23 protein-coding genes are annotated in these 24,729 nt (G+C 39.6%); 19 read left to right on the top strand and 4 right to left on the bottom strand.

Annotated elements, in window-relative coordinates; genetic code table 11:
- Positions 1–25 precede the first annotated feature (25 nt).
- The 13 genes from murQ to BTHG_RS13600 all read left to right on the top strand — a co-directional run bounded on the left by murQ (position 26) and on the right by BTHG_RS13600 (position 15,099).
- A complete protein-coding gene (gene murQ / locus BTHG_RS13680) occupies positions 26–949 on the top strand; it encodes an N-acetylmuramic acid 6-phosphate etherase (protein WP_010677293.1) in 924 nt (307 codons plus the stop codon).
- A 5-nt stretch (positions 950–954) separates the two neighbouring features.
- A complete protein-coding gene (locus BTHG_RS13675; protein ID WP_010677292.1) occupies positions 955–2,022 on the top strand; it encodes a serine hydrolase domain-containing protein in 1,068 nt (355 codons plus the stop codon).
- On the top strand, positions 2,015–2,731 hold the full coding sequence (locus BTHG_RS13670) for a PIG-L deacetylase family protein (RefSeq protein ID WP_010677291.1): 717 nt from the start codon (positions 2,015–2,017) through the stop codon (positions 2,729–2,731). Before BTHG_RS13675 ends, BTHG_RS13670 begins: the two co-directional genes overlap by 8 nt.
- 17 nt (positions 2,732–2,748) lie before the next feature.
- Positions 2,749–4,344 carry a beta-N-acetylhexosaminidase gene (nagZ, locus tag BTHG_RS13665; protein WP_010677290.1) on the top strand — a complete coding sequence of 532 codons (1,596 nt, stop codon included), beginning with the start codon at positions 2,749–2,751 and terminating at the stop codon, positions 4,342–4,344.
- A complete protein-coding gene (locus BTHG_RS13660; RefSeq protein ID WP_010677289.1) occupies positions 4,341–5,504 on the top strand; it encodes an anhydro-N-acetylmuramic acid kinase in 1,164 nt (387 codons plus the stop codon). The genes nagZ and BTHG_RS13660 overlap by 4 nt, the downstream gene beginning before the upstream one ends.
- 104 nt (positions 5,505–5,608) lie before the next feature.
- Entirely contained in the window at positions 5,609–6,946 is a 1,338-nt protein-coding gene (locus tag BTHG_RS13655) for an ABC transporter substrate-binding protein (protein WP_010677288.1), read from the top strand.
- A gap of 67 nt (positions 6,947–7,013) precedes the next feature.
- Positions 7,014–7,934 (top strand): carbohydrate ABC transporter permease, encoded by a 921-nt coding sequence (locus BTHG_RS13650; protein ID WP_010677287.1) that lies wholly within the window; start codon positions 7,014–7,016, stop codon positions 7,932–7,934.
- A gap of 12 nt (positions 7,935–7,946) precedes the next feature.
- Entirely contained in the window at positions 7,947–8,915 is a 969-nt protein-coding gene (locus BTHG_RS13645; RefSeq protein ID WP_010677286.1) for a carbohydrate ABC transporter permease, read from the top strand.
- 705 nt (positions 8,916–9,620) lie between these two features.
- Positions 9,621–10,772, top strand: coding sequence for an exo-beta-N-acetylmuramidase NamZ family protein (locus tag BTHG_RS13620; RefSeq protein WP_010677285.1), 1,152 nt, complete (start codon positions 9,621–9,623; stop codon positions 10,770–10,772).
- Positions 10,773–10,789: 17 nt separating this feature from the next.
- Entirely contained in the window at positions 10,790–11,737 is a 948-nt protein-coding gene (locus tag BTHG_RS13615; protein WP_010677284.1) for a GNAT family N-acetyltransferase, read from the top strand.
- Between the two features lie 61 nt (positions 11,738–11,798).
- Positions 11,799–12,635, top strand: coding sequence for a MurR/RpiR family transcriptional regulator (locus BTHG_RS13610; protein WP_010677283.1), 837 nt, complete (start codon positions 11,799–11,801; stop codon positions 12,633–12,635).
- Between the two features lie 291 nt (positions 12,636–12,926).
- A complete protein-coding gene (locus BTHG_RS13605; protein WP_010677282.1) occupies positions 12,927–14,114 on the top strand; it encodes a glycine C-acetyltransferase in 1,188 nt (395 codons plus the stop codon).
- A 25-nt stretch (positions 14,115–14,139) separates the two neighbouring features.
- Positions 14,140–15,099, top strand: a complete 960-nt coding sequence (locus tag BTHG_RS13600) for an L-threonine 3-dehydrogenase (RefSeq protein ID WP_010677281.1) — start codon at positions 14,140–14,142, stop codon at positions 15,097–15,099.
- A gap of 53 nt (positions 15,100–15,152) precedes the next feature.
- Here the strand turns inward: BTHG_RS13600 and BTHG_RS13595 are convergent, their stop codons facing one another.
- Positions 15,153–15,344, bottom strand: a complete 192-nt coding sequence (locus BTHG_RS13595; protein WP_010677280.1) for a hypothetical protein — start codon at positions 15,342–15,344, stop codon at positions 15,153–15,155.
- A gap of 253 nt (positions 15,345–15,597) precedes the next feature.
- Here BTHG_RS13595 and BTHG_RS13590 point away from each other — a divergent pair, with 253 nt between their 5' ends.
- Positions 15,598–15,951 (top strand): cupin domain-containing protein, encoded by a 354-nt coding sequence (locus BTHG_RS13590; RefSeq protein WP_010677279.1) that lies wholly within the window; start codon positions 15,598–15,600, stop codon positions 15,949–15,951.
- A gap of 178 nt (positions 15,952–16,129) precedes the next feature.
- On the opposite strand, the gene BTHG_RS27095 is transcribed toward BTHG_RS13590, so the two are convergent.
- Complete coding sequence (locus BTHG_RS27095) at positions 16,130–16,276, bottom strand: hypothetical protein (RefSeq protein ID WP_010677278.1); 147 nt, start codon at positions 16,274–16,276, stop codon at positions 16,130–16,132.
- Between the two features lie 122 nt (positions 16,277–16,398).
- Between BTHG_RS27095 and BTHG_RS13580 the strand changes: the two genes are divergently transcribed.
- Together BTHG_RS13580 and BTHG_RS13575 are read left to right on the top strand one after the other, a co-directional pair.
- Positions 16,399–17,169, top strand: a complete 771-nt coding sequence (locus BTHG_RS13580; protein ID WP_010677277.1) for a class I SAM-dependent methyltransferase — start codon at positions 16,399–16,401, stop codon at positions 17,167–17,169.
- A gap of 106 nt (positions 17,170–17,275) precedes the next feature.
- A complete protein-coding gene (locus tag BTHG_RS13575; protein WP_010677276.1) occupies positions 17,276–17,983 on the top strand; it encodes a DNA alkylation repair protein in 708 nt (235 codons plus the stop codon).
- A 155-nt stretch (positions 17,984–18,138) separates the two neighbouring features.
- On the opposite strand, the gene BTHG_RS13570 is transcribed toward BTHG_RS13575, so the two are convergent.
- Both BTHG_RS13570 and BTHG_RS13565 read right to left on the bottom strand, forming a co-directional pair.
- Complete coding sequence (locus BTHG_RS13570; RefSeq protein WP_010677275.1) at positions 18,139–20,367, bottom strand: YhgE/Pip domain-containing protein; 2,229 nt, start codon at positions 20,365–20,367, stop codon at positions 18,139–18,141.
- A 95-nt stretch (positions 20,368–20,462) separates the two neighbouring features.
- Entirely contained in the window at positions 20,463–21,035 is a 573-nt protein-coding gene (locus BTHG_RS13565) for a TetR/AcrR family transcriptional regulator (RefSeq protein ID WP_010677274.1), read from the bottom strand.
- 429 nt (positions 21,036–21,464) lie between these two features.
- Here BTHG_RS13565 and BTHG_RS13560 point away from each other — a divergent pair, with 429 nt between their 5' ends.
- The 3 genes from BTHG_RS13560 to BTHG_RS13550 all read left to right on the top strand — a co-directional run bounded on the left by BTHG_RS13560 (position 21,465) and on the right by BTHG_RS13550 (position 24,723).
- On the top strand, positions 21,465–22,766 hold the full coding sequence (locus BTHG_RS13560) for an ABC transporter substrate-binding protein (protein WP_010677273.1): 1,302 nt from the start codon (positions 21,465–21,467) through the stop codon (positions 22,764–22,766).
- 275 nt (positions 22,767–23,041) lie between these two features.
- Complete coding sequence (locus BTHG_RS13555; protein WP_010677272.1) at positions 23,042–23,902, top strand: carbohydrate ABC transporter permease; 861 nt, start codon at positions 23,042–23,044, stop codon at positions 23,900–23,902.
- Positions 23,902–24,723, top strand: coding sequence for a carbohydrate ABC transporter permease (locus tag BTHG_RS13550; RefSeq protein WP_010677271.1), 822 nt, complete (start codon positions 23,902–23,904; stop codon positions 24,721–24,723). Before BTHG_RS13555 ends, BTHG_RS13550 begins: the two co-directional genes overlap by 1 nt.
- Positions 24,724–24,729: the final 6 nt, after the last annotated feature.

The raw sequence follows: 24,729 nt of genomic DNA, 5'->3' as shown, positions 1-24,729 counted from the left end.
AAGAAACCAGACAGGTTGGAAAGGCGTGGCGAATTTGAAGGTTAATATAACATCATTAACAACTGAACAACGAAATCAACGGTCATTAAATATTGACCAGCTTACAACAACCCAAATTATTGGGCTGATGAATGAGGAAGATGACACTGTTTCTAAGGCCGTTAGAAAGGCTCTTCCACAAATAGATAATGCAATCGAAGCAATCTATACAGCATTAAAACAGAATGGACGACTTTTTTATATTGGCGCTGGTACGAGTGGAAGACTTGGTGTTTTAGATGCAGCGGAATGCCCACCCACATTCTGTACGTCTCCAGAAATGGTTCAGGCCATCATGGCAGGGGGAGAGTCGGCGATGTTTACAGCTGTAGAGGGAGCAGAGGATGATCTAGAAGGTGGAGCGAAGGATTTAGAACAAAGAGGCTTTACGAAACATGATATTTTAGTAGGAATCGCTGCAAGCGGTCGTACTCCTTATGTGATTGGCGCCTTACAATATGCTCAAGACCTCGGTGCTGTCACGGTTTCCTTAGCCTGCAATGAGAATGCGGAAATAAGTAAATATGCTCACCATAGCATTGAGGTAATTGTAGGACCGGAAATTCTCTCAGGCTCAACACGATTAAAATCGGCAACCGCGCAAAAAATGATTTTAAATATGCTCTCAACAACCGCCATGATAAAGCTTGGCAAAGTGTATGGTAACTTAATGGTCGATCTCCATGCGAGTAATCTAAAACTAATTGAACGAGCTAGAAGAATTGTGATGGATGTGACAGGAATTACGTACCAAGAGGCCGAAACCATACTAAATCTAACAAATCAAAAAGTAAAGCCGGCAATTGTAATGGTACTAGCGGGTGTTTCATTGGAGAAAGCCAATGAAGTGATTGATAAGGCGAGTGGTTTTACAAGAAAGGCAATTGAGCTAGCCAACGAAGGGAAGTGATGGGGATGAAAGAAAAGGTGTTACCTTTCCTGCAAAGGGAAATTGACCTGCAGCACATACCAGGTGCTGTCATTCACATCTCCTATCAAAAAGAAACAATCTTACAAGAAGCAATTGGACATCGAGTTGTTTTTCCGAAAAAGGAGCCAATGAAGCTTGAAACGATATTTGATCTTGCTTCCCTGACAAAGGTGGTAGCGACCCTGCCCGCGATTTTATTACTTATGGAGGCAGGGAAGTTGCACCTGGATGATAAAGTTTCTTATTTTTTCCCAGAGTTTGCAAGGCATGATAAATCGCATATAACAATTAAGCACTTACTCACACACTCGTCGGGGTTAAAGGCGCATCAAGAGTATTTTAAAGAATCTTTACATACAGAGCAGATTATCGAACGAATTTTTGATGAAAAATTAGTTGCTAGCACGGGTGAAAAGGTCATGTATAGCGACTTAGGATTCATCCTTCTCTATAAAATAATTGAAAAAGTAATAGAAGAGGACTTTCAGACCTTTTTAAAACGAGAGTTATTTGAAAAACTTCATATGAGTGAAACTAGTTTTCAACCAAACTATGAGCGTGAAAGATTTGCGGCAACTGAATTCAGTGAAGCTTTACAGGATCACAAGCATGGAATTGTTCATGATGATAACACGGAAAGCATGGGCGGAGTTAGCGGGCATGCGGGATTGTTTTCAACGATTTCTGATCTTGCAAACTTTGCATCTATGATTGAAAATAATGGGCTTTTTCAAGGTAGTCGGATTCTAACAGAGCGGTCTATTGCAATATCAAGAGAAAATTTTACCCCTTTTAGCAGTGAACATAGAGGGTTAGGATGGATGTTAAAAAGCCCAGCATTCTCAGGTTGTGGTGACCTATTTTCTACTTTTTCCTATGGGCATACCGGGTTCACGGGAACGAGCATCTGGTTTGATCCGGATATTCAGTTACATGTCATTCTTCTTACTAATCGAGTTCATTTTGGAAGAAAGGATCCAATTCTTAGGTTACGACCGAGGTTACATAATTTGATTCACGCACAGATTTCAAGGAGGTCATTCGATGTCTGAAAAAATCCATTTGATGATTATTGGCGCTCATTGTGGTGACGGGGAAATTCAAGCGGGTGCAATTGCCCATAAATACGCAAAAGCAGGGCATGAGGTCACTTTTCTTCATCTAACTGCGGGGGAAAAAGGCACACCACCTCACCTAAGCGTAGAGGAGTATCGGATTCAAAAAGTGAAAGAAGCTCAGAATGCAGCAGAAATCCTGGGAGCAAAAAGCATCACTCTTTCCTATAAGGATGCGGAGCTAAAAGAAGATGAAGAAACCGTTACTGAACTTGCGACGATTTTTAGAAGACTGAAACCAACCTTGGTTATTACACATTGGGAAAACAGCATGCATCCTGACCATGCCCTTTGTCCACGCCTCGTTCAAGCTGCTTGGTTAAAGGGAGCACTGCCAGGATTTGAATTGGAAGGGCTTCCACCGCACTCGCTTCGTAGAATGTTTCATAGTGAAAATTGGGAGGACATGGAAGGGTATGTCCCTGATGTTTATGTTGATGTAACAGATGAATTTGAAACATATTTAGAGGCGTTGTCGCAATACTGGTTTATTATGAATTCTACTGATTTCAGGTATTACGACTATTATAAAGCGCTTGGCACGATGAGAGGGTGCTTAAACCGTACAATGTATGCGCAGACCCTTAAGTTCCCGGTAGGTGCGAACGTTCGAAAAGGTTCAAGTATACCTGGTTTTGAATTATAGGAATGGGGGAGAGCCTTATGAATCAAAAGGAATTGCGAAAAAAGGTCGGCCAACTAATGGTCGTAGGATTTAACGGAATCGTAGCCTCCGATGAAATTAAAGAACTGATTCGTGAGCATCATGTTGGTGGAATCATTCTTTTTGCAAGAAATATTGGGACACCACAGGACGTTCTTTCGTTAACCCGAGAGCTTCAACAGGTTGCGAAGGACGCTGGGCATGAGCATCCTCTCTTAATCTGTATTGATCAAGAAAATGGGGTTGTTCGTAGACTAGGAGAAGGCACAACCATCTTCCCGGGAGCCATGCTTTTAGGCGCAACAGGTGATTCTAACCATGCCTATCAAGTTGGTGTTGCGACAGGAAAAGAGTTGAAAGCACTCGGAATTAATTGGAATTTGGCACCTGTAATGGATGTCAATAATAATCCTGAAAATCCAGTCATCGGCGTAAGATCTTTCGGTGAATCGGCAGAAAAGGTTTCCGAGTTTGGAAGAATGGCAATGAAAGGAATGCAGGAATCAGGTGTAATCACAACATTAAAGCATTTTCCAGGTCATGGCGATACAAATGTCGATTCCCATCTCGACTTACCAGTTATTTCACATGAACTTGAACGTTTAGAACAAATTGAGTTAAAGCCTTTTGTTGATAGTATAAAAGCTGGTGCAGACACAGTGATGTCAGCACATGTCTATTTTCCAGCAATCGAAGATAACCCGGGGGTTCCTGCGACATTGTCACGTAAAGTAATGACCGGCCTTCTTCGGGAAAAGCTTGGTTTTGATGGTGTGGTTACAACAGATTGTATGGAAATGAATGCAATCGCCAATACAATCGGTACAGCAAAAGGTGGAGTGGAAGCGATTAAGGCGGGGGTTGACCTTGTGATGGTTTCTCATCACCATCATCTTCAAACGCAAACAATGGATGCAATCGTGGCAGCAGTGGAATCTGGAGATATCGATCAAGCCCAGATTGATGGTGCAGTTGCAAGGGTTACAAGATTAAAAGAAAAGTATTGCAGCTGGAATGAAATTGGTTCAGCTAAAGTACCATCATTTGTTGGTGGGGAAGAGCATCAAAAACTTGCAAATGATATCTATAAGCAAGGAATTACAATTGTAAAGAACAATGGAGTTTTACCGCTGAAAGATAAGCGTGTTTTAGTTGTTTACTCGGAAAATAAAGTTACGATGGGGGCCGAGGATCGACGTTATTCATCCATGTTTCTTGGTGAATCCATCAAAGAGATTGATAAAAAGGCAGAGGTCGTTGAATTATCAAATCCAGCTACAGAAAAAGAAATACAGGAAGTGGCAGTGAAAGCTCAACAATTTGATGCTGTTATCGTTGGAACCTTAACTGTTAAAAAAGGGGACTCACAAACAAAATTAGTCGAAGCATTAGGTCACACGGGGGTACCGATTGTTGTCATTGCGATGAGAAGTCCGTATGATGTGGCTTTTTTACCAGAAGTTCAAGCCTATATTTGCACATATGAATTTCCTTACCCGGCCTTGAAAATGGTAGCAAACGCAATCTATGGACTTGAACAAGTAACAGGGGAATTGCCGGTTACCATTCCTCAGGTAAGGGAGAGGTTGAATTGAGTGACAAGGTCGTTGTTGGTTTAATGTCTGGAACATCACTCGATGGAATTGATGCAGCGCTAGTAAGTATTTCTGAGGATGAGCATCAAAAAATCCAAGTAAAACTAAAACATTTTTCAACACTTTCTTATTCTGAATCAATGAGAGAACGAATTTTAGCCCTTTGTGACCCGAATAGAGCAAGGCTCGAAGATATATCTATTACAAATATGCTACTAGGTGAGATGTTTGCGGAAGCCGCTAAAAAGGTAGTAGCTGAAGCGGGCCTTAAGATGAGTGATGTGGACTTGATTAGTTCACACGGTCAAACGATTTTTCATCAGCCTGAAGGCAAAATGACGGAGGGCTACAATCTTGCATCAACCTTACAAATTGGAGATATAGCTGTGATCGCAGAGCGTCTCGGTATTATGACAGTAGGTGACTTCCGGACACGAGATATGGCAGTTGGCGGTCAGGGCGCACCATTAGTTCCATATGCTGACGACTTATTATGTAGGACTGAATCAAATGGTAGAATCCTAGCCAATATAGGTGGAATTGCGAATCTAACCGTTTTGCCACCTACAAAGAGCAATGAGCAAGTGCTCGCATTTGATACTGGCCCAGGAAATATGCTAATGGATGCTTTTACAACATGGGCAACAGATGGAAAGCAAACCTTTGATAAAAATGGCGAGCTGGCAGCAAAGGGAAAGGTAGATGAGAAATGGCTTGAGGAGCTTTTAAAGCATGACTACTACCGTTTACCTCCACCAAAAAGTACGGGCCGAGAACTGTTTGGGTACGATTATGCGAAAGAACTTTGGAATGAAAAAGCTGATTTACCACCAGAGGATAAGCTAGCTACCATTACCGAGCTAACAGCTCGAACGATTGCAGATGACTGTAAGAGATTTATTGATTCCTATAACATCCAAGAGATTTTTATAAGCGGTGGTGGCTGGTACAATCAAACACTTCGAAAGAGGTTACTAGATAATCTGCCTCCTTCAATAAAACTAGGAAGCACAGATGATCTAGGTATTCCAGCTGACGCCAAGGAAGCAATTGTTTTTGCGTTATTGGGCTATCAATGCATCAACAAACGACCAAATAATCTTCCATCAGCAACAGGAGCAAGTACCTCCGTAATCATGGGGAAAATTGCTCTAGCATAAAAACAACATAATTGAAAGGAGGCGAGGGCAAGAACAAGTAGGGGAGTGTTTGTGTTGGTACTTAAAAAAACAATGATGAAAGATACGTAAGGGGGAAAAGGGAAATGAAAAAATGGCTTAGTCTTTTTCTTATAAGTATTTTAGTAATTGGATTGTTAGCGGCTTGTAGCAAAAAGGAGAACACAACAAAAGATGGCGGCGGAGACAGTGGAAAAGATTGGACAGGAACAATCACAGTGTGGGATGGACCGCGTTGGCCAGATGATAAAGATAATAAATTCCACTGGATGGAAAGTAAAATTAAAGAATTCGAAGCAGCACATGAAGGGGTAAAAGTTGAATTAGTTCAAGTTCCATGGGCAGAGCTTCCAGACAAATTAGGGGTTTCGATTGCTGGTCAATCATGGCCTGATGTAGCACCTGTTGACATAAGTGGTAGTGCAGTAAGTATTGACCATATTGAACAAGGTGTAATTGAGCAAGTTGACGATTTATTTACAGAGGATGAGCTTAAGGACTTTTATGAAAATGCTCTTGATGCATATACATTTGATGGAAAATTATACGGAGTTCCAAACTCTTTAACCGTACATGCAATGCTATTAAACTTAGATCTATTTGAAGAGCGTGGGGTTGAGCCACCGGCAAATGGTGAATGGACGTGGGATGAATTCTTCGCAGCAGCAGAAAAGCTAACATTTGACCGTGATAACGATGGTAAAACAGACGTGTATGGTTTCTCAACTTATATTCTTCCAGGCTATTATGAAGCTTGGCCATTCTTCTATATCAATGGTGGAAGTCCGTTGAATGAGGATATGTCAAAATTCACATTTACAGAACCAGAAGCAGTAGAAGCGATTCAACAGCTTGCTGACTTAAAATTAAAGCATAATGTAGCTCCTGAAACATTAGGTGGTCAGGATGTTGGTGGTACATTCCAAGCTTGGGCAAACGAAGAGCAGCGAACAGTAGCAATGCAACCGTGGGCAACATGGGCAATTAGCTCTGCACAAACAAAATATCCAACAAACTTTGCAGTTGCGAACTACCCAACAGGGAAGTCAGGTGAGCCAGTCACAATTGGTGGTGTAGGTGGTTGGACAATGTTCCACCAAGAAGATGACGGCAAAAAAGAAATGGTTGGCGAATTTATTAAGTTTATCTCTACAACAGATGAGCAATTCACAATGGCAACTGAATATGGTATTTTCCCAGCACGTAAGAGCGCTGCAGACATGGATCCATATAAAGACAATCCACAAATGAAGCGTGCACAAGAAATGTCTTCACAAGTTGTAATGCTTCCACGTCACCCTGAATGGAAGAAAATTGATGAAGCCATTCAAACAGAGCTTCAATTAGTATTCAATGGCGAGAAAACAGCAGAAGAAGCAATGAAAGCTGCTGAGAAAAAGGTAAATGAATTGTTAGGCGAGTAGGAATGGCATAAGGCAGGTAGCTCTTAGTGGGTTACCTGCTGCCAAATGAAAGATTGGGGGAATAGCATTGAAACCCGTTCATCAAACTGCAGATGCAGTAGTACTCACAAAAAAATCGACGATATGGCAACAAATGAAAAAGAACTATTCCGCATACTTATTTTTGCTTCCAAAACTTATCCTGTTTATTGCATTTATTGCGATCCCGGTGGTGTGGGCGTTTATCATCTCCTTCCAGGAATACAAAATTTTTGGGAGTGAATGGGCAGGTCTAGACAACTACATCAAGGTGTTTAAAAGTGATGCCTTTTACGACGCGCTCGGGAATACATTCCTTTTCACAGTTGTAACGGTACCTTTTAACGTAATAAGTGCACTTATTATTGCTTCTCTCATCCATCCTCTTGGAAAACTATCTCAAAGCTTCTTCCGGGGAGCCTTTTATTTACCAACCGTTACATCAATGGTAATTGTGGCGATGGTCTGGCGCTGGATGTATAACTATGATTTTGGGTTATTTAACTATGTGTTAGGGTGGTTTGGAATGGAACCACTTAACTGGTTGGGGCAGTCATCTTCGGCACTTTGGGCTTTAATCATCATGCAATGTTTAATTCCATTTGGAGTCGGGATCATTCTCTACCTTGCTTCGATGGGTTCCATTTCAAATACGTTATACGAAGCGGCTACAATTGATGGCGCAAATAGTTTTCAAAAATGGTTTCACATTACATTGCCATTATTAAAACCTTCTACCTTATATTTAGTTTTACTTAGTACCATCGGTTCATTTCAAGTGTTTACCCAAATCATTATGATGACAGGTGGAGGACCAGGTACGGCAACAGAAACTCTTGTTCACTTAATCTATAAGACGGGCTTTAGAGATTTTGAGTTTGGCTTTGCTGCAGCTCAATCTGTTGTATTGTTCTTTATTATTCTTTTGTTTTCAATTATCCAGTTCCGATTGCTTCGGTACGATGACTAGGGGGGAAGCGTTATGACACCAGGTATTCAAAAAGTAAACAAGCTTATCATATATGTGCTACTGTCCATTTTTGCAATTGTTTCCCTTTTGCCGTTGTACTGGGTTTTTAGTACGTCCTTACAACTTAGCAGCTACCAGGATGAAGAACTAAATCGTCAAGTGTCCTATGTCGATTCAAACCCACCGAAAATGTACCCGATGGGGATTACGGAGTACTTTGAGCATTGGGGGAAAGCCCGTGATGCGGATAAGGCTGGTGACACCGAGGCTGCAGCTTATCACCGTGAAGTGATGGATTATATCATAGAGGACACCTTCTCAGGATTTACGACATTGTTTAGTAAAAATAATGTTGGAGTTTGGTTTTTTAATAGTTTTTATATAGCCGTTGTCGTAACCATTGGGATTCTCCTCTTCGACTCGATGGCCGGGTATGTCCTCGCGAAAAAGCGGTTCCCGGGACGGAATCTCATTTTCTGGTCGATTATTGCGACGATGATGATACCGGGCCAAGTAACTTTAGTACCGCTGTTTATTATGGTTCGAAACTTTGGAATTATGGATACTCACTGGGCTCTCATTTTTCCAGACTTAGCCATGGTTTTTGGGGTATTTTTGATGAGGCAATTTATGCATTCAATCCCAGATGAATTGATAGATGCCGCAAAAATCGATGGTGCAAGTGAGTGGAAAACGTATTGGAAAATCATCCTACCACTTGCTAAACCAGGTCTAGCAGCGCTAGGAATCTTTACATTTATGAACGTCTGGAATTCCTTCCTGTGGCCAATTATCGTTTTAAATGATGCAAATCTATATACATTGCCAGTTGGATTAAAAACACTACAAGACGCAAACCTAGCAAGCTTCAAGCTTCTAATGAGTGGAGCGGCCATTGCATCAATCCCGATGATCATTGTATTCATGATGTTCCAACGCCATTTCGTAAAAGGACTGACACTTGGTGGAGTGAAGGAATAGCACCGAAGGAGTATTTGCATTCAGCCTTTTTTGGAAACGTGATGAGGGCGCGATGATGTTGAAGTTCCCGCCTTAAGGGGATTTGATTGAGATTTTGAATGTTTTCCCTTCCAAGCGGCTAATGAAGAGGAAAAAGAATGAGATTTTGAATGCAATTCCTCTTCACGGGGCTAATGAAGAGGAAAAGGAATGAGATTTTGATTACGTTTCCTCTTCACGAGGCTAATGAAGAGGAAAAGGAATGAGATTTTGGTTATGTTTCCCCTTCACGGAGCTTATGAAGAGGAAAAGGAGTGAGATTTTGGTTATGTTTCCCCTTCACGGAGCTTATGAAGAGGAAAAAGAATGAGGTTTTGGATGCAATTCCTCTTCACGAGGCTAATGAAGAGGAAAAGGAATGAGGTTTTGGATGCAATTCCTCTTCGCGGGGCTAATGAAGAGGAAAAGGGATGAGATTTTGATTTGATTTCCCCTTCACGGAGCTTATGAAGAGGATTACGAATGAAATATTGAATAGTTTTCCCTTTCACGAGTTTTATGAAGAGGATTACAAATCAGACTATGGTTCCATTTCCCTTTCATATAGCTAAAGAAGAGGGTTACGTTCAATACGCTGTACATGTAACCTTTCGAGGGGGTAACCCCGACTATATAAAGGTCGAAGAGAGAGAAATCTCTCTTTTTTAAAGAGGAGGGAAAGAGGCCATGGAGATTGGGTTGGATCGTTTTTTAAAGAACTCTGTAGATATATGTAAGGGTAAAAGAGTCGGATTGGTTACCAATATGACGGGGGTTGACCGCGATTTAACACCAACAATTGATTTGTTTTATGAGCATCCAAAGATTCATCTTACGGCTTTATATGGTCCAGAGCACGGAATTCGAGGAAGTGCAAAGGAAGGGGAAAAGGTTGAAACCTTTGTGGACCCCTATACAAATTTACCGGTCTATAGTCTTTACGGAGCAACGAAAAAACCTACGAAAGAAATGCTTGAGAACGTAGATATGATTTTTTTCGATCTTCAGGATATTGGGGCAAGATATTATACATTTATCTACACGATGGCGTATGTGATGGAGGCATGTGCCGAGTACGGAAAAGAATTCGTTGTTCTTGATCGACCAAACCCCATTACTGGAAACGTGATGGAAGGAAATCTTGTCGAAGAGGATGTTCGCTCCTTCGTTGGTCTCTATCCAATTCCAAATCGCCACGGCATGACCGTCGGCGAAATTGCGCTCATGTATAAGCATGAATTTGGAATCGATTGTGAGTTAACAGTGATTCCAATGGAGGGCTGGCGGCGGGAGATGTTTTATGATGAAACGGGTCTTTTTTGGATTCCACCTTCACCGAATACGACTGGAATGGATATGTGTACGTTATATCCCGGAACCTGCTTAGTTGAAGGGACAAATTTATCGGAGGGAAGAGGCACGACCCGACCTTTTGAATATGTGGGAAGCCCCTATATTGAAGGCTACCAATTGGCTAAGCGCTTTAATGAGAAAAAGCTACCTGGAGTGTTGGCTCGACCGATTTCCTTCGTGCCAACCTACCAAAAGCATAAGGGTGCTGTATGTGAAGGTGTTCAGCTTCACATTACCAATCGCAGGAAAATCCATTCGTTGAAAACAGGATTAATTTTACTAGAAACAATCGCTGAGATGTATCCTACTGATTTTGAACTCCTTCAATTTGGTGAAAAGAAAACCTATATGTTTGATCTTTTAACGGGGACAAAGGGTTTGAAGGATTTAGTAGTAGCAGGGAAGTCTGAGAGTTTCCTAGAATCATGTGAGGCACAAATAGATGCCTTTAAAAAGCAAAGAGAACCTTATCTTTTATACAAATAAGGAAGGAGATGGACCAGGTGGTTTCATTTCGCTATTATCAATCAGGTGATGAAAAAGGACTTGTAGCGCTCTGGAATAAATGCTTGTTGAAGGATCCTATCACACAGCTCAGGTTCCGCAATCTTGTTCTGTTAGACGCGAACTTTGACCCAAAGGGATTACGAGTCGCAGTTGAGGGTGAAGAAATCATTGGTTGTGTATATGCAATACGAAGACTCTTGCCAATGGCAGGAACCGAATTAGAGCCGGAAACTGGATGGATTCCTTTCTTTTTCATTCATCCAGAATTTTGGCGGTCAGGTGTCGGTGAAAAGTTGATGACAGATGGCTTGGAATTCCTTGCAACTGAAGGTCGGAAGAATGTATACTTTGCCTCGTATGCTCCAAATTATATCTTACCTGGAATCGATGAAGAAGCCTATCCAGAAGGTTATTCCTTCTTGATGAAGCAAGATTTTGAAAAACAATATTCACCAGTCGCGATGGACCGAAACTTAGTAGGGTTTACCGTACCATCAGATGTGCTTCAACTTAAAGAGAAGCGAGAACAGGAAGGGTACACATTTTTGACTGCCGAAGATAAAGATTTATTTGAGGTCATTCAATTTGCAAACAATGTGTTTAATCCTGATTGGGGACGTGCGATTCGGGAAGGAGTCCTTCAAGGATTGCCACTTCAACGCATTTTAATCGCAAGAGACGGTGAGAAATTAGTAGGTTTTTGCATCTATGGTGGTTATGAAGGAATCCCAGATCGCTTTGGACCATTCGGAGTTGACCCAGATCAACAAGGTAAGGGGCTTGGTAAGATTTTATTACATGAATGCTTGAAAAATATGCGTGCAGAGGGAATGCATGGTGCCTGGTTTCTCTGGACAGGAGAGAAAAGCTCAGCGGGCCATCTATATAAGAAAACCGGATTTGAGATAACCCGAAAGTTCCATGTGATGAAAAAAACGTTATAATATATAGTAGATTGAATAAAGAGAGTTGATGACAATGTCCTTTATGACCGGGGGACTCGTGATGCTTCAAGAAATGCACGAAAACCTCCCACCGTCTGAAAAGAAAATTGCTTTATATATATTAGAAAACCCGCAGGAGACGATTACACTAACTGCTAGTGAGCTTGGAAAAAGAAGCACAACAAGTAGTGCTGCTGTTATTCGACTGTGTAAATCTCTTGATTTAAAAGGGTTTCAAGATTTGAAGCTTCGCATTGCAGGAGATTTGCAAAAGAAGAAGGTAACAGGCTTCCGTGATATTGAGCCAAATGAAACCACTTTGTCCATTATTGAAAAAATGACAAATAATAGTGTACAAACTTTACGGGAAACAGCTGAACTGTTAAACAATGAAGAGCTTGAGAGAGCAGTAGAAGTCTTGAAAAATGCTGGCACAATCCACTTTTTTGGTGTAGGTGCATCAAGTATTATTGCCCAGGATGCGCAGCAAAAGTTTTTACGAATTAATAAAAAAGCGACGGCTTTTCCAGATTTACATATGGCAGCAACCCTTGTTGCAAACGCAAACGAAAATGATGTGGTTGTCGGGATTTCATTTTCAGGAGAAACGTTTGAGGTTGCGAAGATCCTAGAGCTTGCCAATAAAAAGGGAGCCCGTACAATTAGCTTAACCAAATATGGTTCATCGATTGTAACAGAGCAGGCCGATATTCGTTTGTATACCTCTGCTACTAGAGAGCCGACATTCCGAAGCGGGGCAACTTCATCGAGAATTGCACAACTCCACGTAATTGACATTCTTTTCATGAGTGTGGCCTCTCAAGCGTACGACCAAACTGTAAGACACCTTGATGAAACAAGAGAAATGATTAGTATCTTGCATGAACCAATAAAATGAGACCAGGAATGGTCTCATTTTTTGTCGGCTTTTTTGAGGAATCCTCTTAAACATATACGATATTCCTTAAACGGCCAAAATCATACCGAAAAAACTCATGCTTTGAATCACAAAATAAAAACTAACAAATAATATAATAATAGTAAGAAAAATGTCCACGGGGTATAAACATTTGAAGAATAATGTGGTAAAGTATATAGTATAAATGTTGATATAAAAGGATTTATGAAAACCAAATTGTATTTCTGGGAAATACACATGTGTTTTGTAAACATACAAAGGAGGATTCTAATGTCGAAGGTGTTGGACTCATTTTTGCATGAAAATCTGGAGGATTTAAAAAACAAAGGTCTCTATAACGTAATCGACCCTCTTCAAGGTGCAAACGGACCTATCATTAAAATCAATGGGGAAGAGTTGATTAATCTATCTTCTAACAACTACTTAGGGTTAGCTACTGATGAACGTTTAAAACAGGTTGCAAAAAAAGCTATTGATAAGTATGGAGTTGGAGCAGGTGCGGTTCGTACAATCAACGGGACACTTGACCTTCATTTAAAGCTTGAGGAAAAGCTTGCGGAGTTTAAGCATACAGAAGCAGCAATTTCCTATCAATCTGGATTTAACTGTAATATGGCAGCCATTTCTGCAGTAATGGATAAAAATGATGCGATCCTTTCTGATGAGCTCAATCATGCTTCGATTATTGATGGATGCCGTCTTTCAAAGGCGAAAATCATTCGTTTTAATCACTCGGATATGGATGATTTGCGTGCAAAAGCGAAAGAGGCAACAGAATCTGGGTTATATAACAAAGTCATGGTAATTACTGACGGTGTTTTCTCCATGGACGGTGACATTGCGAAACTACCTGAAATCGTAAAAATTGCAGAGGAATTCGATCTCATTACATATGTAGACGATGCCCACGGTTCAGGTGTATTAGGAAAAGGTGCTGGTACGGTTAAGCATTTTGGACTTTCTGACAAGGTCGATTTCCAAATTGGAACTCTCTCAAAAGCAATTGGTGTTGTTGGTGGGTATGTTGCGGGTAAGAAGGCATTGATTGACTGGTTGAAGGTTCGTAGCAGACCATTCTTATTTTCAACAGCTGTGACACCAGCAGATGCGACTGCTGCTACAAAAGCAATTGAAATCCTAATGAGTAGTACAGAACTTCACGACAAGCTTTGGGATAATGCTAACTATTTCAAGCAACAGTTAAAGGAACGTGGTTTCGATATCGGTCATAGTGAAACTCCAATTACACCTGTCATTGTTGGTGAAGAAGTAAAGACTCAAGAATTTAGTAAGAGACTAATTGAAGAAGGCGTCTATGCAAAATCAATCGTATTCCCAACTGTACCTCAAGGAACAGGAAGAGTGCGTAATATGCCAACTGCGGCACATACGAAGGAAATGCTTGACAAGGCTGTTGCGATTTATGAAAAAGTAGGTAAGGAAATGAACATTATCTAAGTTAACCAACTTGGGGGAATGAGTAATGGAGAAAATAGTTGTAACCGGAGCACTTGGCCAAATCGGTTCAGAGCTTGTCACAAAGCTTCGCAAGGTTTATGGCGCTGATAATGTTGTTGCCACAGACATTCGAAAAACCGATTGTCAGGTTGTACAATCAGGTCCGTTTGAGATTTTAGATGTAACTGACGGAAAGGCAATGTATGACATTACAAGAAAATATGATGCCGATACGATTATACATTTAGCAGCATTGCTTTCTGCAACCGCGGAGGCTAAGCCACTTTTAGCTTGGAATTTAAATATGGGTGGGCTCGTGAATGCATTAGAAGTAGCTCGCGAACTACGCTGTCAATTTTTCACACCAAGCTCAATAGGGGCATTTGGTCCATCTACACCGAAGGACAATACACCGCAAGATACGATTCAACGCCCCACTACTATGTATGGTGTAAATAAGGTTTCTGGTGAGTTGCTCTGTGATTATTACAACCATAAGTTCGGTATTGATACGAGGGGATTACGTTTCCCAGGACTTATTTCATATGTGACCCCACCTGGTGGCGGTACGACTGATTATGCTGTGGAAATTTATTATGAAGCTCTAAAAAATAAAAGCTATACGTCTTATATTGCAGAAGGAACATATATGGATATGATGTATATGCCAGATGCTTTACAAGCCATTATCGATTTGATGGAAGCTGAGGAATGCAAACTAAAGCATCGGAATGCTTTCAATGTAACCGCAATGAGTTTTTCACCAGAGGAAATTGCGGCAGAAATCAAAAAGCATATTCCAGAGTTTAAGGTGAAATATGAAGTTGATCCTGTCCGCCAAGCAATTGCGGAAAGCTGGCCAAATTCAATCGATGCCACAGCTGCAAAGGAAGAATGGGGCTTTAAATCTGAGTACAATCTAGAAACAATGACGAAGGATATGCTCGAAAAATTGAGTGTGAAACATGTAAAAAACGCAGGATAAAAAAGGGAGTATGAATCATAGATTCATACTCCTTTTTTAATGTGGACTATTGATTAGACGCCCATTTTTCTACGGGTATTACTTGGCTTTTTTGTTTGCTGACTCTTCAATTTTTTTGTTGAAAGGTCGGCATTCGTTTTTCCTTTAGTAGCGGAAGACTGTGCCTTTTTGTTTGCAAGCTGCTGCTTCATCGCTTCCTGTAGGCTAATCTTTTTTGGCGCTTCAGATTGATTGTTCTCGGTCATAGGAAATCCCTCCTTTTTGAACAATAGTTAGTTAAGTATAATCTTTTTCTAGTATTTGTGAAAGGGAATCATCCAAACTGCCTACAACTTCTAAAAATTCCTTCATTATTCTTACCATAATAGGAATAAACCAAATAAAAACGCAGGAAATTGTGGAGCGTGGACTAGATTAGAAATTCATCTTCCTTTTTTATGAAAAAGAAGGGGATTCAATATGTTGTACTGAATACTAACGGGTATAGGAGGTCATAGCATGGAATTTTATAAATTTGATAAAAGTAGTGGTAAACAAATATCACATTTTGACTCTGATTTCATAATGTCTCGTATCCTTCAAACGAGTAAACCAGCCAATATTGGTTGCATGCACCTCGGCAAAAATGGAATCGTAGGCTACCACCAGGCTACAGTGCCACAGCTATTTTTAGTTGTAGGTGGTGAAGGTCATGTTCGTAGTGACAAAGAAGGGTACATAAAAGTGGAGTCTGGTGACGCCGTTTTTTGGGATAAAGATGAATGGCACGAAACGAAAACCGAAACAGGTTTAATGGCGATTGTTATTGAAAGCGAGGAACTAAATCCGAAACGGTTTATGCCGGATAAATAAAAAACACTTAATAGTGGTTTCAGTGTGTAGACAAAGTCAGTGCTGACTTTATCTACACGAATTTTTAGGAATATCTAAATTTCAACTCAAGTCCCAGACTGTCTTGAAAACGCATGTCAGGCAAGCAACGCAGTATGCGAGCGTTTGTCAACAGGCTGAAACCACTTAAAAGTGGTTTCTAATCGCGCATTGCTCCTGCCTCTCGGGACGTCATGGCGCCTTGTCCTTGGCTAACATCTCGTTGGATTTCTTGTTTTACTTTTTGGGGATTGGTTCCGGAAACTCCGGCATTCATATTGTTCTTTTTAGGTTGTTTTTGTGGCATACTGAACCTCCTCAAAATGAATTACCAAACTTAGTATTAACAAAAAAACCTACAACATTCGTTCCATCCGTGTCCGCAAATCTATATACATTATGATTTTTCAAAATAAAGGGGTGTAGAAAATGAGTTCAGTAAATGTTTGGAATCCCAATATGTACGATGAAAAGTTTAATTTTGTTTCGAATTATGGAAAAGGTGTCATTGATCTACTCAACCCACGCAATGGAGAAAGAATCCTAGATTGGGGCTGTGGAACAGGAGACCTTTCTTATGAAATCGCCCAACTGGGTGCTTTCGTGACGGGGATGGATGCATCTTCTGAAATGATTACAAAAGCACGTGAGAAATATCCTTCGATTACATTCACAGTTGGCAATGGGGAAACCTTTAGAACGACGGAAACATACGATGCCGTTTTTTCGAATGCTGCCCTTCACTGGATGAAAGATGCTGTGAAAGTTGTTGAATCCATACAGTGTGCACTACATCCGGGTGGACGCTTGGTAGCGGAATTTGGTGGAAAAGGGAATATCCAAACCGTCATTCGTGGAATTTCAGAGGTGCTACACGAGGATTATGGAATAGATGTAGAGTCAAGAAACCCTTGGTATTTCCCTAGTATCGGTGAATATAGTACATTATTGGAAAAGCATGGATTTGAAGTTACATATGCAAACCATTATAATCGACCGACCAAACTACCTGATGGGGATAACGGATTATATCGATTTTTAGATACCTTTGGAGACGATTTCTTTCCTGAATTCTCTGATGAAGAAAAGGTTGATATTTATGCGAAAATAAAAACGAAGACCCAATCCCAGTTATTTAAAAATGGGATATGGGAAGCGGATTATCGACGAATCCAAATACTTGCGATAAAGAAGGAGTAGTCACCATCAGGTAAAAAACCTGTAGAAATCCAATACTGAAAAAATGCTAAGACGTAACGAGCTGGTTATCATTATATTGATGTTTAAAGAAAGGATGAACAAGACGATGGATTTCGAAACAGTGATACAGGAGTTAGAAGCTCTTGGAAAGGAACGTACGAAAAAAATATACATGTCCAATGGTGCGCATGAGCCCCTTTTTGGAGTTGCTACAGGTGCCATGAAACCAATTGCAAAGAAAATAAAAATAAATCAACCATTAGCTGAAGAACTTTATGCCACAGGTAACTATGATGCTATGTACTTTGCGGGAATTATTGCAGATCCAAAAGGCATGACTGAGGCAGATTACGATCGTTGGATGGATGCAGCATATTTTTATATGCTTTCTGACTATGTAGTGGCTGTAACTCTATCAGAGTCAAATATTGCACAAGAAGTGGCAGATAAATGGATTGCCAGTGGCGGTGAACTGAGAATGTCAGCGGGGTGGAGTTGTTACTGTTGGCTTTTAGGGAATCGTAAGGATCATGAGTTTTCCGAAAGCAAGATATCCAACATGCTTGATCTTGTGAAAAATACGATTCATGATTCGCCAGAACGAGCGAAAGCTTCTATGAATAATTTTATATACACTGTCGGCTTTTCTTATTTGCCTCTACATGAAAAGGCAGTCGAAACGGCACAAGAAGTAGGTATCGTAGAAGTTAAACGAGAGAAGAAAAAAAGCAGTCTCCTAAATCCTTATGAAAGTATCCAAAAGGAAATAGAGCGAGGGAAAATTGGGTTTAAACGGAAATATGTAAGATGCTAATTACTTATTTATCGAATGATGTCCTTAGAGTGATTGGTTCTAGGGATTTTTTGATACTTGTGGAACAAGTGATGGTGAACGGGAAATGGATGCTGGACAACATTAATTAATACCAAAAAGCTAGGGACCTAAATCCCTAGCCTTTTTCATACGACTTAATTCGCTTCAACAAACTCTTTTTGCTTCTTCATTTTAATTGCAAAATATCCGATTGTAATTGCCATGAAGGCGACCATATAGCTTATGAGTATCAAGTTGTTATGCCACATGTAAGAGTAGTCTCCGCTTGAAATGACTGCTTTAAATGCCTGAACAGAATATGTCATTGGCAATAATGCGTTGATTGGCTGTAATGCATTTGGAATTAACTCAAGTGGGAATGTGCCAGCACTTGTTGTTAATTGCAAAATTAAAATCACGATTGCAATGAAACGACCAGGGTCACCCATCATTGTTACAAGCATTTGAATTAATGCTAAAAATACAAAGCTTGTGATTAATGATGTTACAAAGAATAATGGGATACTTGCGACTTCAATTTTTAAACCTTCTAATAAAATAATGTCTACTAGTGCTGCTTGAATGATACCGACTACTGCTAGAACACCAAATTTGCTAAAGAACCAACGGAAAGCATTTTTTGGTTGGACAACAGGTTCTTTCAATTTAAATACAATTGTCATAAGCAATGCACCTACAAATAAACCTAATGAGATAAAATATGGAGCAAAGCCTGTTCCATAGTTAGGTACTTTGTTGATTTCTTGTTTCTCTACTGTAACCGGTTCGCCCATCATATCGTAGGTTTCATCAGTTGCTTCCACAGAATTGGCTTGTTCTGCACCTTCAGCAAGTTTTCCGGCAAGTTCATTCGAACCTTCGGCAAGTTGACCTGTACCGGCTTCTAATTCTTTTGAGCCATCAGCAAGTTGACCGGCTCCATCTTGTAATTGACCAGCTCCATTGGTTAATTGATTCATTCCGGCATTTAAATCGTGAGCACCATCAGTAAGTGCAACAGACCCATTATATAATTGGCCAATGCCATTTTGTAAGCTGATTTGACCTTCGTTCACCTGTTCAAGCCCAGTTAATAATCGGTTGAAGGAAGGACTTGTTTGTGTTTTTAATTGATCCTCTAAGCCAGCTGTTGCAGAGCCAAACTGTTGATGAAGCCCTGTTTTAAATTGTGTAAATCCTTGGTTCAGCCCATTAGCAACACCTGTTGAAATACCAGGTTCTAGTTGTTGAGTCAATTGTTGTTGCAGCTGTTGTTGTAGCTGCTCCTTTGTTGGCTGTCCTTGAGCCATTTGAGCAATAAAATCAGTAGCGTCTGCTTCATTCATGATTTGATTGTTAACTAAGGCTGCTTTTAGTTGCCCCATTTGTTGTGTTTGACTTGCTATCATTTGATCTGCTAATTTTTCAGAAAGGGTAGCTGCGACTCCATTTGTAAGTTGAGTAGAGAGTTCACTACCAAGTTTTGTTTCAAGTTCGTCAATACCCTCATCAACTTTATCGACACTTTCATTAAGTTGATCAGAAACTCCTTGCGCAATTTGTTTTGGAAGTTCTTCCTTCATAAGAGCTACGCCATCTTGAACTTGATTCGTACCATCGACTAATGAAGGAAGTTTTTCGTTTATTTCGCCTAGTCCGGCTTGTACTTGCTCTGTTCCTGCGGAAAGGTAACTTGAACCTGATGACGCTTGTTTAACACCATCTGTAAATTCAATGGATTTCGATGCCAACACCGCTAAATTTTCTTCTAACGTTTTTGAGCCGTCATTTACTTTCGCAACACCTTCTGCAAGTTGCTCAGATCCGTCACTTGCCTGAGTTAGCCCATCGGCTAAATCTTGTACCTTATCAAACATGGTCTCAGCATAGGTAGCTGTGACATTTTTTGAGATTTCGGCTTTGATTTTTTCGATAGCTGTTTCCCCAATTTGGGAGGATAAAAAGTTTGTGCTCTCATTTGGCACATATTTTAGCTCTAATTTTTTCGGTTGACTATCTAATAAAGTAGTGGCATTTGTTGAAAAGTCTTTCGGAATCTCCACTAATAAATAATAATCCCTGTCTTTTAATCCAGAATAGCCATCTTCCTTTGACACAATATGAAAATCGAAAGTAGCGTTATCTGAGAGCTTATCGGTGAGTTCTTTTCCAAGTTGTAATTGATCCCCTTCAAATTCAGCTCCAGCATCCTCATTTACAATAGCGACTGGTAAATTTCCCATTTGATCATATGGGTCCCAAAATGCCCAAAGGAACATTCCAGCATAAAGAACTGGTACAAAAGCAACCGCTAAGATTGGAATGAGGACTTTTCGATTTGAAAGGATATTTTTTAATTCAGCTATAAAGGATGATCCCTTCATAATAAAACCTCCTAATTTAATAATTGACTATTTTATTCATTTGGTCATTTTTAACCAAATAAGATGGGTACTCAAACCGAGGACCCTAGGCAAGTTTATTTTTCTAGTCCATTGAAAAAATAAAGCTTAAATAAATCTGAGATTTCTTCTTTTTCTAATGGTTCGTGGTTTCGTTCCCAGTCAAAAATTAACGAAACATAAAGCTTTAACATGACAAAAGCTGTAATTTCAGGATTGCAAGGCTTTATCTCATCACGGTCGATAGCTTCTTGAATGATGCCCTTCATATAATTAATGATGGCCTGTTCGACGCGTTGAACAACTTCGACAACAGCCTGTGTCCCGATATCTCTTTCTTCCTGAAAAAGCTTGATTGTTAATTGATGGGACTTACGAAATTCGAGCAATTGAAAGAGCACCCGATGTGCATTTTCATAAAAAGTGCTGTTTTTATCCATTGCTTCTTCCGCTACAACCTTCATATCTCGAATGAGAGTACTGATGATTTCATCAAATAATTCCTCTTTGTTTTTAAAGAAGGTATAGATTGTGCCTTTTCCAACGTTCGCAAGTTTCGCAACCTGATCCATTGTAGTCGCTTTGTACCCGAATAAAGAGAAAGATTTAGTAGCAGCTTCAATGATGAGTTGTCTTCTATCAATTGCCACCTTCAATCACTCCATTTTACGTAATATGACCAATTGAGAAATCTGGTCATTTAATTCACAACAAGTAATATATCACATCATAAACGCCATTGCAAGTATTACTAATGATTAGCTTTACCTAACAAGTTATTAATGGAGGAAAAAGAAAAATGAAAACGATTAAATTTTTTGTTGTAATTCTTTTTAGCCCATGCTAAGATAAATCTTGTAAGAGGAATGCAACCGTTTGCGCAACTGTGCGCAATGTAATGCAACAATGAAAAAACACAATTATATCAACAATATATACTTTTTGGAAAAGGAAAAGTGTTTAAAAAAGAAGACGATATTTTTCCTGTTTTCGACATAAACATCCAAGTTTATGCAATCGGTTTCCTAAACATGTGCAACGGTTCCTTCCTATCAAAATGAACAAATGGGGGTTTTATCATGAAAGCAAAGAAACTTTTTCCTGCAGTAATGGCGCTCTTATTCCTTATAAGTGTTGCTCTTGTAGGATGTTCTTCAGATGGAGAAAAGTCTAGTGAAAATGAAAGCGGTTCAAAAACAACGGTAGATATCTTTCAATTCAAGGTAGAATTTAAGGATCAATTTGAAGCAGTTGCTAAGCAATACGAGGAATCACATGGTGATGTGAAAATCAATATTACAACTGTTGGTGGCGGAGAAGATTACGGTGCTGCCCTTCGTTCAAAGTTTGCTTCAGGTGAAGAACCAACAATTTATAATATCGGTGGACCTCAAGATGTTGCTGACTGGACTGATAGTTTAGCGGACCTTTCTGACACAGCTGCTGCTGGTGCTGCTTTAGAAGGAACTCTTGAAGGTGTTTCAAAAGATGGAAAAGTATTAGGACTTCCTTTTAACCAAGAAGGATACGGGTTAATCTACAATACGGCTGTATTTGAAAAAGCTGGAATTAATCCAGAAGAGATTACAACTTATGCTGCTTTAGAAGAAGCGGTTAAAACATTAGACAGCAAGAAAGATGAGTTAGGTTTAGAAGGTGTATTTGCCCTACCTGGTAAAGAAAAATGGGTGACAGGCTTACACTTATCAAACGCATTCTTATCTCCTGAGTTTGAAGGAAATGTTTTAGGAACATTCGATTCTAAATCTGTAGATTTTAAATATGGAGACGCATTCAAGAAAGTACTAGATTTACAAAATGAATATTCTGTTCAACCAACTGTTAGCTTAGATTATGCAATGCAAGTTGAAGAGTTATTCTCAACTGGTCGTGTAGCAATGATTCAACAAGGTAACTGGGTATATGGTTCAATCGCAGGTATTGATGAAGAACTAGCAACCAATGGTGTAGGTATTCTACCAATTCCGGTTGAAGGCTACAAAGAAGATTCAATCCCAGTTGGTATTCCAATGTACTGGGCTGTAAACAGCAACAAAGATGATGCAGAAGTAAAAGCTGCAAAAGACTTCTTAGATTGGTTATATACTTCTGAAGAAGGTAAAACAGTTGTATTAGAAGACTTTAAATTTATTCCTGCTTATGAAGGATTTGATGCTTCAAAAGTTTCTGATCCACTAGGTAAAGCAGTGTACGAATATGCAACTGAAGGAAAAACAATTCCTTGGGTGTTCATGGGCTACCCAACTGGTTGGGGAGAGCAACAGCTTGGTGTAAACATTCAAAAATACATCAGCGGTGAAATGAGCTGGGATGACCTTGTGAAGGAATCTCAAAAGGCTTGGGAAGATTCAAGAAAATAATAGGTAAAACCTTTGAGAGGATTTTCAAAAAGTACGGTGAAAATGACAAATCGAATTTCTTTGTTGGCTTGCTTTTCCGCTCCTCACGTATTAATGGCATACGTTCCGTTGCTCAAAGCTCAGCCACCTGAAACCTCTTGGTCCTTTTCATCCACCTTTTTGAACACTTATTAACAATCGAAAACAAGGCAGCAAATCGTTGCTTTGTTTTCTTTTTAACTTAGCTCTGACTCATATGATGTTTTGCGGCTTTCGAGAATTGGAGGAATTATACTATGCGAAACCGGAATCTATGGTATTGGTTATTTTTAGCCCCAACGTTACTAGCACTTGGTGTTGTCGTAATCGTACCACTTCTTTTTGGAACTTATTACTCTTTTACAGACTGGAATGGAATCAAAATTACCGAGTTTGTCGGCCTCGAACATTATCAAAAGTTAATTCATGATAAAGAATTCATGGACTCCCTCTGGTTTACAGTCAAATTCTCAGTCGTGTCCATTTTCTTAATTAATTTTTTCGGACTTTCTTTAGCTTTACTTGTTACACAAAAGCTTAAAACAAACAATCTTTTGCGTACCATCTTTTTTATGCCGAACTTAATTGGAGGACTTATCCTCGGTTTCATCTGGCAATTTATTTTCATGAAAGTATTTTCAAGTATTGGTGATTTAACTGGAATTGCTGCTTTTAAAGGCTGGTTATCAACTGATACAACTGGTTTCTGGGCAATGGTCATTCTCATGAGCTGGCAAATGGCTGGATATATCATGATTATCTACATTTCCTACCTTGAAAGTGTTCCGCAGGAATTACTTGAAGCTGCGGAAATTGACGGAGCAAATAGCTTCCAGCGTTTTAAAAATGTCACTTTCCCTCTTGTCGCACCAGCTTTTACAGTTAGTTTGTTTTTAACTTTATCGAATACATTTAAGCTTTATGACCAAAACCTAAGTTTAACAGGCGGTGGCCCGTATAATTCAACACAAATGGTGGCAATGGAAATTTTTAAAACAGCGTTCTCAGAAAACAATTATGCATACGGACAAGCAAAAGCGATTATTTTCTTCCTAATCGTAGCGGCTATTTCTTTAACACAAGTTTATATCAATAAGAAACGGGAGGTCGAGATGTAATGAAAAGTAAAAAAAGAAAATTATATTTGCTTGAAATACTAGGCATTGTACTTGGCTTAATTTGGCTCTCCCCTTTCTATTTGATGATTGTAAACTCATTTAAAACAAAACGTGAAATTTTTACAGATACTCTAAAGTTACCGGATGTTTTTACATTTGATAACTATGTTCAAGCATTTGAAGAGCTTGATTTTATCCGTACATTCTTTAATTCCGTACTAATTACAGTATTAGGAGTGGCGGTCATTATTCTATTTTCTTCAATGGCAGCATATGCTTTAAATCGTCGCAAAGGAAAAGTCAGTGGTCTGGTTTTCTTCCTTTTTATCGCAGCTATGTTAATTCCATTTCAATCAGTTATGATTCCTTTGGTATCATTATTTGGTAAAATGGACTTGTTAAATCGATTTGGAATTATCTTTATGTATCTTGGCTTTGGTAGTAGTTTATCAATTTTCTTATATCATGGATCCTTACAAGGAATTTCAAAATCATTAGATGAGGCAGCCACAATTGATGGCGCAAACAGATGGCAAATCTTTTGGCACATTATTTTCCCAATGCTAAAGCCAATATCAGTGACAGTAGCCATTTTAAATATTATTTGGATTTGGAATGACTATCTATTACCATCTCTTGTTATTAACCAAGAAGGAATGCACACGATTCCACTGAAGATGTTCTTCTTCTTTGGTCAATATACGAAACAATGGCATTTGGCTCTTGCTGGTTTAACGTTAGCAATTATTCCAGTGATTCTTGTGTACTTCTTCATGCAAAAACACATTATCAAGGGAATTGCAGAAGGCTCTGTAAAATAAATATGG

The sequence above is a fragment of the Bacillus timonensis genome (assembly GCF_000285535.1).
Lineage (GTDB): Bacteria > Bacillota > Bacilli > Bacillales > Bacillaceae_L > Ferdinandcohnia > Ferdinandcohnia timonensis.
Note: the sequence above shows the minus strand (reverse complement) of the source record. Positions and strands in the feature narration are given on the sequence as shown.